Source organism: Enterococcus avium ATCC 14025, from assembly GCF_000406965.1.
Lineage (GTDB): Bacteria > Bacillota > Bacilli > Lactobacillales > Enterococcaceae > Enterococcus_A > Enterococcus_A avium.
Map to the genome: position 1 here is coordinate 93,563 of NZ_KE136362.1, position 16,661 is coordinate 110,223.

Here is a 16,661-nt window from a genome sequence, read left to right on the forward strand (position 1 = left end):
TTGTTTTAGTTAAAAGATCAATCCTGTAATAATAGCGCTCAGGAAACTGACCAGACTGGCGCTTAGCAAGATTTTCAACCCATGTTTAGCAACTAAATTGCCTTTTTCTTCATTCAAGCCCTTCATAGCACCGGAGATAATCCCGATGGAGGAGAAGTTGGCGAAAGAAACTAAGAAAACAGAGATGATCGCTGTCGTGCGAGGGGAGAAGTCCCAGTTACCTTTGGCTAATTCTGTCATGGCAACAAACTCATTCGTTACCAATTTCGTAGCTATTAAACTCCCTGCATCGACTGCTTCATTCCAAGGAATCCCAGTAATGAACGCTAATGGAGCGAAAATGTAACCTAAAATTTCTTGGAAGGTCAAGCCGGTGATCTTAGCGAAAATGAAATTAATCATTGCGATCAAAGCCACAAAACCGATCAACATCGCTGCCACAGTGATCGCTACATGGAAGCCGTCCAAGATATATTCCCCAACATTTGGAAGAAGGTTTGCTCCTTATCCTCTTCAATCACCAATTCGTCATCTGCCAATTGATAGGGGTTAATGATCGATGCGATGATGAAGCCGCCGAATAAGTTCAAGACAAGCGCAGTAATTACATAACGTGGCTGAATCAACGCCATGTAGGATCCGACAATCGACATCGAAACCGTAGACATCGCCGAGATACTCATGGACGTCAAACGTTGTTCAGACAAAGAAGGCAGCTCCTTTTTAATAGAAATAAAGACTTCCGACTGTCCTAAAATTGCTGAAGCAATTCCGTTGTAGGATTCCAATTTGCCCATGCCATTGATTTTGCTAAGGGCTAAGCCTACACCTCTCATGAAGAGGGGCAAAATCTTCACGTAACGCAAAATTCCGATGATTGCAGAAATGAAGACGATCGGCATTAAGACATTTAAGAAGAAAGGAAAGCTGCCTTTGTTGGCGATTCCGCCAAAAACAAAATCAACCCCAGAGCCAGCAAACCGCAGCAGTGCATCAAACACACCGGCTAAACCACTAACAATCGTTGTTCCCGCAGTCGTTCGCAACAAAATAAATCCTAATAAAAATTGCAAAACCAGCATAATCAAAATCGGTGAATACCGAATTTTTTTTCGGTCACTGCTAATGACAAAGCTCAATGCCAAGATAAGAATCAAACCAATAATACCAATAAAACGCAAAAAATCACTCCTAGTTCATAATAATATCCTCATTCATCTGCAAACCAGTAAAATGAATTCGATGTTCACCCATATTTCATTTTGCAGCTTGCCGAAATTAGAAAGCTGATTTCGAAGCTGCTTCATTACTGCAGAACGGGCTTCATAGTTTAAAAATAATCTGAATCAGCTTAGCTTGTTTTTCAAAATTTTGCGAAGATTAACTATGAAAAAAGCGCTTCTATGAACAAATTCTAAAAACGAAAACACTAACAACTTCATTTTTACGGATTTTTGATGATTACAGCTTTTCCTAAAAAAATATGCTATGCTTGAACAGAATTCTGCAGAAAAAGAGGGATGTAGATGGACGGGGAAAACAAGAAGCGAATCTTGCTGCCACGCTATCAGCAAGTAGCAGTAGAGATTGCTGAACGGATTGCAGACCAGCGGTATCAGGTAGGAGAAAAGATTCACGCACGTTCAACGTTAGCCAGTAATTTTAATGTTTCTCCTGAGACAGCTCGCAAGGCGATCAATGTGCTGGTTGATCTCGGGATTATGGAAGTACGTCACGGCAGCGGCGCATATGTGTTGTCACGGGAAAAAGCTAAAGTTTATTTTGAGAAATATCAGGATGTACAATCAGTCCAAGAAATCAAAAATGAGCTTCAAGAAAGTGTTGAAAAACAGAAAAGAGAATTGGAGCATGTGAGTCAGTTGTTGAATCAATTATTAGCTCAAACTAAACGTGTTCATAACGTTGCTCCTTTCGTTCCTTATGAGCTGACCTTGACCAATGAGGCGGTTCATTTGAATAGTACAGTTAATGAGCTAAATATTTGGCATGAGACGGGAGCTACGATCATTGCCATTCAGCAAAAGGATGAGCTGCTATTGTCTCCTGGTCCATATGCTAAAATTTGTGCTGGCGATACTTTGTTTTTCGTTGGAGACGAACTGGTATTGCAACGAATGCAACACTTGTTTTACCCAGAAAATGGGTCTAAATAAATCGCACATAAAAGAGCCAATACGTTGGTTCTTTTATGTGCGATTTTTTTCTATGTTAGCAGCTTTATAGCGACAAAACATTAAGAAATGATAACGCTTACTACCTTATAGAAGCTATCTTTTTACTATTTATTCATGACATGAGAGACTTGACTAAGTCTACTAATAATTATAGCGAAATGGAGGATTTACTATGCAGAAAGAATTACCGCAGTCTCTGAAGGACGTTGCAGTGTTTCCAGAAGACCCACGTTATGACAAAGTTCGCTCAAATGATTTTAAAGTAGGACAGCCCAAAATTGTTATTTTAGCCGAGACAGAAGAACAAGTCATAGAAACGATTAACTATACAGCAAGTATCAGGCAGGATCAGAACGAGAAATTTCCATTATCAGTCAGATGCGGCGGGCATGGCTTGGCTGCTACCTCAGTAAATGATCAAGGAGTGATTCTGGATCTTTCGCAAATGAATCAGATAAGTGTTGTTGATAAAGAGAAAGGGCTTGTCAACGTTCAAGCGGGTGCTCTTTGGAGTGATGTCGCAGTAAAGCTGCATTCTGATCAATTAGTTATTTCCAGTGGTGACCACGGAGACACTGGTGTGGGTGGATTAGCAGTATCTGGCGGTATGGGAACCATTTTACGCTCCTTTGGACTAACCATTGATAAAGTTATCGAAGCAACGATTATAACGGCAGATGGTAAAAAACACATTGTGGATAAAGAGAACGAATCTGACCTTTTTTGGGGGATTCGTGGGGGCGGTGGGCAGTTTGGTGTAGTGACCGAATTTCTTTTCCAAGCAGATAAGGCAACTGCAGTGAATTCGAAAATTGCCAATCCAATGATTGTACAAACGATTAACTACTCGATAACGGATCTTTTTGAATTTATTCAAGGATGGCACAATTGGTTTAAAACTGCTTCAAATAAATTAACAAGTACGTTATTTTTAAATAAGGGACCCGATCAAACGATTACTGTACAAACACGAAATTTTTGGTATGGAGAAGAAACAAGTGAATCGAAGAATGTATTGGAACAAGCGCTTCGACTAGGTACTGTTTCGGCAACTACTGAAATTTTGATGAACTACTCTGATTTCTTTCCGGATGAGCATGCTCGTATTGAAGGAAAAAATCCGGTATTCGCGAAAAATACATTAGTGACACATATCCCGCAAGAAATCGCGGTAGAAATAGAAAAACTGTTGGAGCTGTCATTTGTTTATGGTGTAGAATTACGAGCGCTTGGCGGCGCAGTCAATGAAAAAACTGCTGATTTTAATGCGTGGCCCTTTAGAGAGGCTGAAATTATGATTGCTTATTTTTTTAATAAGGAATATACCGATCAAGCAATTCAATTATTTCAACCAATCCAAGAATTTGGGCAAGGTGTGTACGGCGCTTATTCAAGTGACACGAGTCAGGAAGAGAATGCGCGAGTTTGGCCAGGTGCAACAGGAAAGAAAATAAAAGAAGTAAAGGAAAAATATGATCCGACGAATCTGTTTGATCAAAATCGTCAATTATAGGTGAATATCTGCTTCTTAGCATTAAGAGGGATCTCAAAGGAATCGTTGAGATTCTTTTTTTGCAGTGAATTTTGTTGAAATTAATGCTGATTTACTGAAAATTTTCTGCATCTCCTTTGACAAAGTGACCACATGGTGTTAGTGTTGTATGGTCACTTTTTTTAAAAGGAGGATATTTTTTGAGTAAAGTTAAGGTAGAACATCTGACTAAAATATTTGGTAAGAAGCAACAACAAGCACTTGCAATGATTCAAGAAAACCGCGATAAGAATGAAATCGTGGCGCAAACAGGTGCAACTGTTGGTGTATATGACGCAAGTTTTGAAGTCGAAGAAGGAGAAATTTTTGTCATTATGGGACTTTCCGGCAGCGGAAAATCTACAATGATTCGTTTATTAAATCGTTTGATCGATCCAACATCTGGTGAAATCTATATCGACGGGAAAAATATTGCCCAAATGGATAAAGAGGCACTGCGGGAAGTGCGTCGCCATAAAATCAATATGGTCTTTCAAAATTTTGGCTTGTTTCCTCATCGAACGATTTTAGAAAATACAGAATATGGCTTGGAAGTGCGAGGTGTTCCCAAAGTTGAACGTCAGGCATTGGCTGAACAAGCATTAGAGAACTCAGGATTATTGACCTTCAAGGATCAATATCCAAATCAATTATCCGGTGGGATGCAGCAGCGGGTCGGCTTAGCGCGGGCTTTAGCTAATGATCCAGAGATTTTATTGATGGACGAAGCCTTTTCAGCATTAGACCCATTGATTCGTCGGGAAATGCAGGATGAATTATTAGATTTGCAATCGAATGTGCAGAAAACGATTATTTTCATTACTCACGATTTGAATGAAGCCTTGCGAATCGGTGATCGGATCGCTTTGATGAAGGATGGACAAATCATGCAGATCGGTACTGGTGAAGAAATTCTGACTCATCCAGCGAACCAATACGTGCGTGACTTCGTGGAAGATGTCGATCGTTCAAAAGTACTAACAGCACAAAACATCATGGTTCCAGCATTAACGACCAATATCGAAGTTGATGGGCCGAATGTCGCGTTGAACCGGATGCGTAAGGAAGAAGTCAGCATGCTTCTAGCGGTTGATCGCAAGCGCAAGCTGAAAGGAAGTCTGACAGCGGAAAAGGCGCGGGAAGCTCGTAAAAATAACCTAACATTGAAGGACGTCATCGATAAAAATGTCCGACGCATACCAAAAGATATGCTGGTTACTGATATTTTCAATCTGATTTTTGATTCGCCAGCACCGTTGGCTGTCGTTGAAGGCGACCGTTTAGTTGGGGTCGTTATCCGCGGGAGTGTCTTAGAAGCGTTGGCAGATACAGAGACTGAAGAGGTGATTGCTCATGTTTAATTTTTTACAACAAGCCTTGCCCGTTGCAGATTGGGTTGAAGGATTTACTGATTGGCTAACAGGCACCTTTGCAGGACTGTTTTCAGCCTTGCAGCATGCTGGTCAATTTTTGATGGATGGGATGACCAATCTATTAACGATGATTCCGCCATTATTATTGATTCTTGTTTTGACCATTGCAGCATTTTTCATCTCCAATAAAAAATGGGGATTGACGAGTTTTACGCTGATTGGTTTGCTCTTTATCTACAATCAAGGACTGTGGATCGATTTAATGAGTACGGTCACGCTAGTTCTTTTATCTAGTGTACTTTCTATCGTCATTGGGGTTCCCTTAGGAATCTTGATGGCAAAAAATGAGACAGCGAAAAAGATCATTACGCCAATTCTGGACTTTATGCAGACGATGCCTGGATTTGTGTATTTGATTCCAGCCGTTGCTTTCTTTGGAATCGGAATGGTTCCCGGCGTATTTGCTTCCGTGATTTTTGCTTTGCCGCCAACCGTCCGTTTTACCAATTTAGGGATTCGTCAAATTCCGAAAGAATTGGTGGAAGCATCCGATTCATTTGGCGGAACCGGCAAACAAAAATTATTTAAATTAGAATTGCCGTTAGCCAAAAGCACGATCTTAGCAGGAATCAATCAAACGACGATGTTGGCTTTATCAATGGTTGTTATTGCTTCAATGATCGGAGCTCCCGGTCTAGGTCGTGGCGTATTGTCCGCACTGCAACGAGCACAGGTCGGAAATGGTTTTGTGAATGGTTTGGCGTTAGTAATTCTGGCTATCATCATTGACCGCTTCACTCAAAACATCAACAAACCAAAACAACAGGCGGCGGAAAAAATGCCGAAAACCAAAAAACGTAAAATCGGGATTGCGGCAGGTGTCGTAGCAGCGATCGTACTGCTTGCTTCTTTTGGCTTTGGCGGATCATCTAATGAAAACAAAGGCACGATCAATCTAACTTATGTGGAATGGGATACCGAAGTTGCTTCTACCCATGTCGTAGGAGAAGTCTTAAAAGAAATGGGCTACAATGTCAAGATGACGCCATTAGATAATGCAATTATGTGGGAATCTGTCGCAAAAGGAGAATCGGACGCGATGGTGGCTGCTTGGCTGCCAAATACCCACAAGTCTCAATTTGCTCAATACAAAGATCAAGTGGATGATTTAGGCGTCAATTTGAAGGGTGCCAAAGTCGGGATCGTTGTTCCTGATTATATGGATGTCAATTCAATTGAAGATTTGAGCGATCAAGCCAATAAAACGATCACTGGAATCGAACCTGGTGCCGGTGTAGTGAACGCGGCGGAAAATACGTTGAAGGCTTATCCAAACTTAGCGGATTGGAAGGTTGCTACGTCTTCTTCAGGTGCGATGACTGTGGCACTTGGCCAAGCAATCAAGAAGAAACAACCAATCGTAATCACTGGCTGGTCACCACATTGGATGTTTGCTAAATATGGTTTGAAATATTTAGAAGACCCTAAAGGAGCTATGGGTACGGAAGAAGCGATCCATACTATGGCTCGTAAAGGCTTGAAAGAGGATCATCCTGAGGCTTACAAAGTATTGGACAACTTCCATTGGACCCAAAAAGACATGGAAAGTGTCATGCTGGCAATCAATGAAGGGAAGGACCCTTCACAGGCAGCCAAAGATTGGATTAAGGACCATCAAAAAGAAGTTGATGGGTGGCAAAAATAATCATAATTATAAAATTGCTGGTCGCATTGATCAGCAATTTTTTTGTTAGAATTAAAGTACGGAACCGTTAATAAAAGGATGTAAGAGTAGTTACTCAACCAATTTAAGTAGAGAATCTGTCATGAAATCAAGGTCTTAAGATAACTTAATTGTTTTAATGCTGCTTATAAAGATTATGATTAGAGAAGTCACTGTACAAATAAAAGGTGCAGGATACAAAGTGCAAAATTTCTGAGGTGAAAACAGTTATAGTGAAAAATCAGGAGAGCTGTTTCAAATAAATGCTAAGCAGTCTTTTCAGAAATATTTCTTGTTCATTAGTGTTTTCATGATTAATGATGAAAAAAGGATGCCTTTAAAGGATATAGAAAATTGATTAAGATGAATATAAGAAATAGTAAAGAGGTCGGTTCAAGGTTGCTAGTGATGCTTTTCTCAGTGATTTCGACAGGTTCAGCTATTCTTGAAGTTATTCTTTGTATTGAACAAGCAGTTTAGTAGAAGGATAGGACTTCTCTAAAAAGCTGAGAAAAATAAGCTGTCACCAAACAGACAAGGAGGTGAGAAAATGGATAAGAGTATGCGGCGCCGAAATCAATTACTATCTTTACTGCTTTCTGAAAGCGATTACAAAACGACGGATTATTTCAGTGAGAAATTGGAAGTCTCAACTCGGACAATTTTGAATGACGTAAATTTTTTAAATCAGGAGTTAGTCAAAAAAGAGATTGAGATCGTTAAAGTGCCACGGCATGGCATCAAGCTAGTGGGTACCAAGGGAACTGTCAATCAAATCGGAGAGCTGGCAATTGAAAATGACGGGGATGTTTATGATGTATTGGGAAGAAGAGAAGCCATTTTTCGAAAGTTATTTATGCATTCAAAAGGACAATTACTAGAAGATCTAGAGAGCACGTTTTTTATTTCGGATTCTACGCTAAAAAAAGACCTAGACTATCTCCAGCGATATCTCCGCCACTTTGAGGTGAAGATTTCTCAGAACCGACGAAAAGTAGCGCTTGCTGGTGCAGAGGCCGACATCCAACAAGCCTATCAGAATTTTTTGATGACTAAGTTTCCTGATGCGCTACTTGTAAATAATGAAGAGCTGCTGCTTCAATTAGAGAATTATTTTTCTCAGACAAAGATTCAGTTAGTCAAAGAAACTTTAGAGAAGTTTTCAGACATGTTTTCCAGCGATATTTCAAATAAATATTTTCCAGCAATTTTTCTTACATTTTTATGTTTACTGACACGAGCAGAACAAGGCTGTCATATAACTATCGAAGAAAAGCAAAAGAGCGAGTTGGAAGATCTGGCACTTTATACGCAAACTTATGAAATTTGTGCCTTTATTTCCGCCAATAGTGCGATCGAATTATGGTACCCAGACATTTATCATTTATCCGAAACGTTGTATGCCATGAACTTGAAGCCATATTATAAATCGACTAAACGTTACAGTGACTGTTATCAAGAAGCAGTTGAAGAACTTATAGCAGATTTAGGGAATTTATTAAATATTGATTTTTCTGGTGATCAAGAGCTGCACGAATCCTTAATGAGTCACATTATCCCAATGATTTATCGTTTGCGACGCAACATTCTGATCAAAAATCCTTTTATGGAGGAAATCAAAAACCGTTATCTACTATTGTATTCCATGATGTGTTATGCCACCAGCAGCTTAGCTCAGCGCTTCTCGATTGAGATTACTGGTGATGAAATTTCTTTTTTGGTCATTTATTTCCAAGTGTCATTAGAACGTAAGTATGGCGTTAGTTTTCGAAATATTTATGTTGTTTTGTCTCGTGGATTGATTACCAGTGATTTGATTTATACAAAAATTCGGCGAATCATTCCCCACACAGATAAAGTAATTCAATTAACTACGAAGGAATTTGAGCAGGTGACATTGAATTCAAATGACGTTGTTGTGACTACGGATGCCACTGTAAAGGCGAGAAATGTCGTGTATATTTCCCCAATGATTAAGGATGAGGAAATTAGTCGAATCGTTCATACCTATTATAAACGTTACCATGCAACCACAAAGGAGAAATCACAGGTCCGACACCAGTGGATCAATCCTGAACTTGTTTTTCTCCGAGAACAGGTAGAGAACAAAGAGGAATGTTTGAACTTCATGATCGAAAAATATCAGGCATTGGGAATCGCGAAGGAAAAATTTGGTGAATCAGTTTGGGTCAGAGAAAAATTAGGCGATACCAGTTTTTCAGTCAGTGTGGCAATTCCCCACGCCGACCCTAGTGAGGTCAATCAAACATCCATTGGAATTATGACCTTGGCTAAAAAAATCAGTTGGGGCATCAACAATGTAAATGTCATTCTGTTTTTTGCAATTTCAGATACAGATATCGACGTGGCAAAGAGTAAAATCACAGGTTTGCTTGAATTCATCGAAAAGGAGGAGAACGTGGAGCAGTTAATTCAAGTAACGGATAAAGAGACACTATTGGAATTAGTGATGGGGGAAGGGAGTGCAATCTAAGTGGCTGACTTTTGGGATGAAATGTACTTAGACGAACATTTGGTAGATTTAGAAATAGAGGCATCAGATAATTTTTCAGCGTTGGCAGCATTAGCAGGCTGTCTTGAAAAAAATCAATGTGTGAATGGCGAATTTAGTCGAGCGATTCAAGAAAGGGAAAAAGAATTTTCAACTGGCCTGCCGCTTGAACATGTGGGGGTTGCGATTCCTCATACGGATTCTGAATATGTCTATAAGCAATCGATGGCAATCGGTATTTTAAAGGAACCCGTAATGTTTGAAATGATGGGGTCGCCTGAAGTCTTGGTACCAGTCAAGATCATGTTCATGCTGGCGATTAAGGAGCCGAAGAAACAGTTGGAATTTCTCCAAGCATTGATCGATATGTTCCAAAAAGACGAACAAGTCTTAGCAATTGTTCAAGCAAAAACGGCAGCGGAAGCCGTAAAAAGAATGAAACAGAATCTAAATTAAGGACGTGGGAAAAATGAAAAATATCTTATTGGCATGTGGTTCAGGAATCGCGACATCAACAGCGGTGAACGGAAAAATCTCAAAAATTTTGGATGAAAATGGTTATAAAGGGCAATACAAAATTACCCAATGTAAGATTTCGGAAGCACCTAACAAAGCTTCCAACTATGATTTTTTGATCTCCACAACGGTGATACCAAAGGATTTGGACTGTGAATCTGTTTCAGGTGTGTGCTTTTTGACAGGTGTGAATACGAAACCGACGATTGATCGAATTTTAGCGTTGATGGAAAAGTAAGCGGCAGTAACTATTAGGAGTAATAAGGGGGAAGAATCATGGATGCTATTATTAATGTGTTTCAATTTATTCAGGGCTTAGGAGTATCCGTTGTAATGCCAATTGTGATCTTTATTATTGGCTGTGCATTCAGAACAGGTGTTGGGAAAAGTCTTCGAGCAGGTTTGACGGTAGGTGTTGGTTTTATTGGATTGAATTTAGTCATCAATTCGTTGTTAGGAACAAGTCTGTCGCCAGCTGTTCAAGCGATGGTTGACCGTTTTGGACTCAGCCTTTCAACGATTGATGTTGGGTGGCCAGCAGCGGCGGCGATTGCCATGGGGTCAACAGTAGGGCTGATTATTATCCCACTAGGGTTAGTTGTGAATATTGTAATGCTCTTTACAAATACGACTCAGACAGTTGACGTGGATATTTGGGATTACTGGCATTTTGCCTTTACTGGTGCTTTAGTTGCGATTATTACAGATACGTTGTGGTTAGGGATTCTGGCGGCTGTTGTAAACATGGTGATTATTATGGTTCTAGGCGATGTTACTGCTCCAGAGGTAGAAAAATCATTGGATCTGCCAGGGGTTTCACTACCTCATGGATTCACGACAGCCTATGCGCCAATCGCAATGGTTATCAACAAAATCATTGATATGATTCCCGGTGTACGCGATATCAATATTAATATGGACACTGTCCAACGTCGCTTTGGTGTTTTTGGGGAACCTATCTTAGTTGGAACAGTGATGGGGATCGTTATCGGGGCCATCGCCGGTTACGACATAACAAATGTTTTAACCTTAGGGGTTTCACTAGGTGCCGTATTAGTCTTGATTCCGAAAATGGCCGCTTTATTGATGGAAGGTTTGATTCCGATTAGTGATGCTGCCAGTGATTTTATTCAAGAAAGATTTCAAAATCGCGGGAAAATTTATATCGGATTGGATTCAGCAATTGGTGTCGGACACCCAGTGACATTGGCGATTTCCTTTATCTTAGTACCGTTATTGATTTTCTTGGCCGTTGTTTTACCTGGGAACACAGTATTGCCATTTGCCGATTTGGCTGTTATCCCATGGATGTTCGTTTTGATTACACCAATTGTAAAAGAAAATGGATTTAGAGGTTTGATTGTCGGGCTGGTCGTATTAGTATTCGGGCTATGGATCGCAACTGACTTGGCACCGATGATTACGACGGCTGCTAAAAATGTGAATTTCGAAATGCCAGAAGGAGCTTCACAGATTTCTTCTATCTGTGATGGGGCAAACCCATTGACTTGGGTGCTGGTTCGATTGAACGGTCTGGGCTATATCGGGACTGGAATTGGCGCTGTCGTAGCATTAGCGATGGCTGTCTGGAATCGTAACCGGATCAAAAAAGAAGCTGCACAATTACATGACGGAGGAGCTGCCTAAGTATTTCCTATGAAAAGGAGGAGGAACGAATGAAGCGATTTGAATACGATAAAACATTGTATTTTATAGATGTTCTTCTTACAGGAGTAGTCTCATTGATCGTTTTCCTTATTGCGATCGCCTTAATTGTCACGAATCGAATGCCTGCCTTGATGTTTTTAGTAGGGATTGTCGCTTTTTATAGCTTTTGGAATGCGCTGGTGGCCAGAGTAACGCCAAAAGAAGTGGATGTAACTGGCGATACGCTAATGCTTCGTTCTTTCAATCGGACGGATGACTATCATTTGTCGCAGCTTAAAAGCTTTAAAATCCGCGAATTTCCAACTGCAGGAAAAATGTACCTGCGAATGGATGGAGGCGGGTTGTTGAAGGGTCGCTATTGGTTGAATACGAAAAATTATAACGACGGACAGGAGCTATTTCGATTACTGCTAGATATGGAGTATGAAAAACATCCTGAATCGTTGAAGGCGCGTGCTAGAAGGGTCAATACTGAATACAATACTAAAGTCAAAAAGAAAAAAGAGGCAAGCGGATGTTAGAAAAAGAAAAAGTAGAAATTATTGCTGCAGGTGTAAAATTGGATCGCTATGGTCTGATCTCTTTATCCGGCGGAAATGTCAGTATGCGAATCGATAAAGAAACGCTACTGGTGACTCCTAGCGGGATGATGTATGAAGAGATGGTCCCAGAAGATGTCTTGGTGATGGCACTTGATGGAACGATCATCGAAGGTAAACGTCGTCCAAGTGTTGATACAATCGCGATCCGCTACATTTTCCAAAAGCTACCTGCGGTTAATGCGGTGATTCATACGCATCAGCCCTATGCGACTGGGATCGGTTTAGTAGTGGATCGCATCGATTGCGATGTTACAACACTTGCCAATACAGCAAAGGGGCATGTCAATGTGGCACCATATAGCTCAGCTGCCAGTATTGATATGGGCTATGCGGTAGTGGATCATATTGGTGATCAATTAGCTGTCGTGTTGAAAAATCATGGTGTTGTAACCATCGGCAAGAGCTTGAAAGAGGCGTTGTATGCGGCCGTCTACTTAGAAGAAGCCGCGAAAACATTGTATGTCGCTCATTCCTATGGCGGGAAAGTCGCCAAACTGAATGAGGAACAGATCCAAACGGCAGTTGAAGTCTTTAAAGATTATGGACAGGTGAAGGGCTAAAGAATCAGCTGTTATCATGAGAATTTGGATTTTATGTTGAAGGGACGATTGGAAGACACTTTATTGTGAACTGTCTGCCGAAACTCGGCAGGCAGTTTTTGTGTCTTCTTCTTTTCATTTAACCAACTTGTCGATTAATCAGGAAAAACTTATTGGGCTCACTCAGGTTTCAGCAGAACCTTCAATTCTTCCCCGTTCATCGCCAACTCAAAGGCTCTCTCCCACTGACTCAATGGCAGAATTTTGGTGATCATTAGCGTGAGATCGACATTTGAGGTCTCTAGCCATTCAAGCGACTTGTACCAAGAGCTTGGTTTTTGAGTTCGTGATCCGATTAATTGAATCTCTTTGTTCAATAGTAAGCCCATATCGATGGGAACAGGATTTTTTGCGAAGAGCCCTTCTTGGATAACTGTTCCCTTTTTCTTAACAAGCTCCAATGCCTGTTGAAGTGCTTGCGGACTGCCGGAGCATTCAAACACTTGATCAAAGCCTAAATCGTTAGTGGCTTCTTTAATGAGCGCTTTTAGTTCTGTTGTTTGACTATCAATAACGTGCTCAATACCGAGTTCTTGAGCTTTTGCCAAACGACTAGCATCTTTCGTAATCCCGATCAAAGTGACTTCCGAACCTAAAGATTTTACGACTAAGGCGAGTAAAACTCCGATGGGTCCAGGGCCAAAGACCGCGATCTTTTCACCTGCTTTAATGGTGGTTTTTTCCATTGCGGCATGGATGCAGCAAGCTAGTGGCTCCAATAGTGCAGCGACTTCATTCGGCAGTGAGTCCGGCAGGTGATGACAGCGGTTGGCTTTTGCTGAAACAAACGTTGCGAAGCTTCCATCGACTTGTGTTCCCAGCCCTTTTCGGTGGCTGCAGAGATTGAATTCTTTCTTCAAACAGTAGGGGCAAATTTCACAAACTTCATAGGTTGTCTCACTAACTATCCGATCACCAATAGAAAAATTTGTTACTTTATCTCCTTTTTTATAGACTATACCACTAAACTCATGTCCGAGAGTTAATGGTATTTTTTTGTTATATTCTCCCTTTAATGCATGGATGTCTGAGCCGCAGATACCACTATAAATTACTTTGATTATAATTTCATCATCTTTAATTGAGGGTGCTTCTACATCGCACAATTCTACATTCCCAAAGCCAGCTGATAATTTTCTCAATGCCTTCAATTTAATATCCTCCTTGATTGTTTATTAGTTAGAAGTTGTTATTAAAAAAGTTTTTGTTCTCTGTATGCCAAGCCTATCATAGATGTTTAGTAGCCATCTATCACAATTCTTTTGAGAAACGAACAAAAAGGATTGGTCTTGTGAAATAATAGGAGGCAGATACAATTAAAAGTGTAGAGGTGATAGTAATGAACAGAAGGATCAATAAAATTTTATTGGATATTTTGCACGAAAAGGAAGATTCATTGGCGAACTATGCCAAATTGTTTGATGTCTCTGAGCAGACGATTCGCAACGATATTAAAGAGATCAACTTTCAACTGGAAAGTAATAATGGAAACAAAGCAATCTATTTGGAGGATGGTTTTTTACAAATACCGAAGGAGGTTAATCTAAAGGAATTATTCAAAACCTACGCGTCTTTCCAACACTATCATTTAACCCTCGATGAAAGACGAACGATTCTCGCGTTGCTTCTGGTCACAAGTCATGATTATGTGACAACTTACTATCTTTCTGAATACCTCTTAGTTAGTCGTAATACACTTGTTAGTGATATAGAAGCATTGAAAAAATGGTTTGTTAAGAATAATTTGGTTTTGCTTTCCCATATCGGAAAGGGCTATAAAGTGGTGGGTGATGAGCTTGATATTCGCTCGGCAATGACCAAGCTAGTGATTTTTAATGGACTATTCGATTATGGCTATGATTACGCTATGGGATGGGAAAATAATATTTTCCAAAATCTTCTGTTAGAAATCATTGATCCTGATACGCGTTATCAGGACGTCAGTCAACTGTTAATGGAAGCAGAAAAAGAAGAGCAGCTCCAATTATCTGATTTTTCTTATCAAGAAGTGATTTGCTATTTAATTATCATGATCGAGCGCATTAAATTTGAGCGATTTATTGAGGCATCTGACATGCTGGAGGAAATTCGGGAGAGCTCAAAATCCAGTTTTGCTCAAACGATTCTGAAAAAAATTGAAGAACGCTTTGCTATCACAACAACGACTGGGGAACTGGATTACTTGATTTCGGTGCTGCGCAGAAAAAGCTACATTAAAAACAATGGACGCAAGATTGATTCGATTGAGATTCAAATTTTGATCAATGAGTTTATTTTCAACTTGGCCAGAGAAATGGATATCAAATATTACTTGAATAGTGATCTATTTGATCTATTGGAAAATCATTTGAAGCTTCTGATCTACCGTCTTTCATTAAATGATAGCGTTACCAATGTTTTGTTTGATGAAATCTATCAATCATATCCCGAGATGTTTGAAATCGTTAAACGTAATTTGCATAAGATCGAGGAGTATTTAGAGGTTGAGATTCAGCAAAATGAACTCTCTTTTATCGTTATGTATGTGATGGCAATTGTAGAAAACAGCAACCATACGCAATCAAAAGGACAGGTTCGGCTACGCATTGTATGCAACTCTGGCAGCGGCACCGCTCAATTGATCAAAGTGAAATTATTATCAGCGTTTCCCCAGATTGACGTTATTTCAGTCGATTCGTCTCATGTACTGCAAAAGATTCAACCTGAAGATCAGGATTTGATCGTAACTACTGTTCCGCTGCAATTTGATCAATCACCGGTTGTCCTCGTAAATCCAATTCTGACAGAGCAGGATATCATTCGCATTCAAAAAGTTTTATACAAAATCAAACCGCGCCATTTTATTGATCAAGAATATTTACTTACGAAGGAAGAAGCAATGATCGAAGACTTCTTGCCGATCATTCAGAAATATCTTGATGCCGGAGAATATCAAAGTTTTCTAGGTGATCTTGAGTCCTTTAATCAACTAAATGAACGCCTGTCAACGGAAACGCAAGAAATCAATCGATTAACCGCGATTTTAACAATTGATCGGATCGCACTGGATCAGCAGTGCAACTCCTGGCAGGCAGCAGTAGAAAAGGCAGGCAATCTGCTCCTGCAGGATAAGCTGATCACCCAAGAATACATTGATGCGATGATCCAAATGGTCGTGGAGTTCGATTCTTATATTGTCATTTCACCGGGAGTGGCGATTCCTCATGCCGAATTTTCCCATGGGGCCAAAAAAATCGGCGCTAGTTTTATTCGGTTAGCAGAACCAGTTTCCTTCAATCATCAGAAAAATGATCCGGTAAAATATGTGATTGCTTTTTCTTTACCGGAGGGTGTCTCAATCGGAACGTGTTTGTATTATTTTACGGAAATATTAGCAACGGAAGATTTCATATCCGTGATGGATCAGTGTCAATCGGAAGAAGCGATCATGAACCAGTTAAGAAAATTAGAAGATAAAGTGATGGGATTTCCTTATGAATAAACTACTGAGAAAAGAAAACCAAAAGTTTTTATATTATTCATTCGATGAGGATGATAAAGAGACGCTGCTCGCTAAAATGAGTGAGGTGTTGATTGATGCGGAGTTCGTTCATCCAAGCTATCAACAAGCCGTTATTGAACGGGAACGTATCTTTCCCACCGGTCTACCGACAAAGGGAATCAATGTCGCAATCCCTCATACAGATTCGATTCATGTTAAAAAAGAGGGCTTTTTAGTGGGAGTATTAGAAAAGCCGGTGACCTTTGAAATGATGGCCAGTAAGGATGTTTTTTTAGAGGTGGAGCTTATTTTTATGCTGGCAATTAAACAGCCGGAAGACCAATTAGTCATGCTGCAAAAGTTGATGCTGTTATGTCAGGACGAGCAAAATCTACAGTTACTTAAGGCAAAAGAGAAGGTTGTTGAGGTGGAGCAATTATTGAAGACCATTCAGTGATAAG

13 protein-coding genes and 1 pseudogene are annotated in these 16,661 nt (G+C 40.1%); 12 read left to right on the forward strand and 2 right to left on the reverse strand.

Features of this window, described 5'->3' with window-relative positions; genetic code table 11:
- Positions 1–9 precede the first annotated feature (9 nt).
- A pseudogene (locus OMU_RS07540) lies at positions 10–1,181 on the reverse strand (NupC/NupG family nucleoside CNT transporter).
- A 345-nt stretch (positions 1,182–1,526) separates the two neighbouring features.
- Here OMU_RS07540 and OMU_RS07545 point away from each other — a divergent pair.
- The 10 genes from OMU_RS07545 (at position 1,527) to OMU_RS07590 (ending at position 12,680) form a co-directional block, all read left to right on the forward strand.
- Entirely contained in the window at positions 1,527–2,174 is a 648-nt protein-coding gene (locus OMU_RS07545) for a GntR family transcriptional regulator (RefSeq protein WP_016179349.1), read from the forward strand.
- 193 nt (positions 2,175–2,367) lie between these two features.
- Positions 2,368–3,708 carry an FAD-binding oxidoreductase gene (locus OMU_RS07550; protein WP_016179350.1) on the forward strand — a complete coding sequence of 447 codons (1,341 nt, stop codon included), beginning with the start codon at positions 2,368–2,370 and terminating at the stop codon, positions 3,706–3,708.
- Positions 3,709–3,887: 179 nt separating this feature from the next.
- Entirely contained in the window at positions 3,888–5,087 is a 1,200-nt protein-coding gene (locus OMU_RS07555; protein WP_016179351.1) for a quaternary amine ABC transporter ATP-binding protein, read from the forward strand.
- Complete coding sequence (locus OMU_RS07560; protein ID WP_016179352.1) at positions 5,080–6,804, forward strand: ABC transporter permease/substrate binding protein; 1,725 nt, start codon at positions 5,080–5,082, stop codon at positions 6,802–6,804. Before OMU_RS07555 ends, OMU_RS07560 begins: the two co-directional genes overlap by 8 nt.
- A gap of 568 nt (positions 6,805–7,372) precedes the next feature.
- Positions 7,373–9,316, forward strand: coding sequence for a BglG family transcription antiterminator (locus OMU_RS07565; protein WP_016179353.1), 1,944 nt, complete (start codon positions 7,373–7,375; stop codon positions 9,314–9,316).
- Positions 9,317–9,790 carry a PTS sugar transporter subunit IIA gene (locus OMU_RS07570; RefSeq protein ID WP_016179354.1) on the forward strand — a complete coding sequence of 158 codons (474 nt, stop codon included), beginning with the start codon at positions 9,317–9,319 and terminating at the stop codon, positions 9,788–9,790. It begins immediately after the preceding gene.
- Between the two features lie 13 nt (positions 9,791–9,803).
- The gene (locus OMU_RS07575) at positions 9,804–10,088 is read left to right on the forward strand and encodes a PTS sugar transporter subunit IIB (protein WP_016179355.1); all 285 of its coding nucleotides are present in this window, start codon (positions 9,804–9,806) and stop codon (positions 10,086–10,088) included.
- A 38-nt stretch (positions 10,089–10,126) separates the two neighbouring features.
- Positions 10,127–11,497, forward strand: a complete 1,371-nt coding sequence (locus OMU_RS07580; protein ID WP_016179356.1) for a PTS galactitol transporter subunit IIC — start codon at positions 10,127–10,129, stop codon at positions 11,495–11,497.
- Between the two features lie 29 nt (positions 11,498–11,526).
- Positions 11,527–12,039 (forward strand): hypothetical protein, encoded by a 513-nt coding sequence (locus OMU_RS07585; protein WP_016179357.1) that lies wholly within the window; start codon positions 11,527–11,529, stop codon positions 12,037–12,039.
- Positions 12,033–12,680, forward strand: coding sequence for a class II aldolase/adducin family protein (locus OMU_RS07590; protein WP_016179358.1), 648 nt, complete (start codon positions 12,033–12,035; stop codon positions 12,678–12,680). Before OMU_RS07585 ends, OMU_RS07590 begins: the two co-directional genes overlap by 7 nt.
- A 158-nt stretch (positions 12,681–12,838) precedes the next feature.
- Here the strand turns inward: OMU_RS07590 and OMU_RS07595 are convergent, their stop codons facing one another.
- On the reverse strand, positions 12,839–13,870 hold the full coding sequence (locus OMU_RS07595) for a zinc-binding dehydrogenase (protein WP_016179359.1): 1,032 nt from the start codon (positions 13,868–13,870) through the stop codon (positions 12,839–12,841).
- A 188-nt stretch (positions 13,871–14,058) separates the two neighbouring features.
- On the opposite strand from OMU_RS07595, the gene OMU_RS07600 reads away from it, so the two are divergent.
- A complete protein-coding gene (locus OMU_RS07600; RefSeq protein WP_016179360.1) occupies positions 14,059–16,200 on the forward strand; it encodes a BglG family transcription antiterminator in 2,142 nt (713 codons plus the stop codon).
- Positions 16,193–16,657 carry a PTS sugar transporter subunit IIA gene (locus tag OMU_RS07605; RefSeq protein WP_016179361.1) on the forward strand — a complete coding sequence of 155 codons (465 nt, stop codon included), beginning with the start codon at positions 16,193–16,195 and terminating at the stop codon, positions 16,655–16,657. Before OMU_RS07600 ends, OMU_RS07605 begins: the two co-directional genes overlap by 8 nt.
- Positions 16,658–16,661 lie beyond the last annotated feature (4 nt).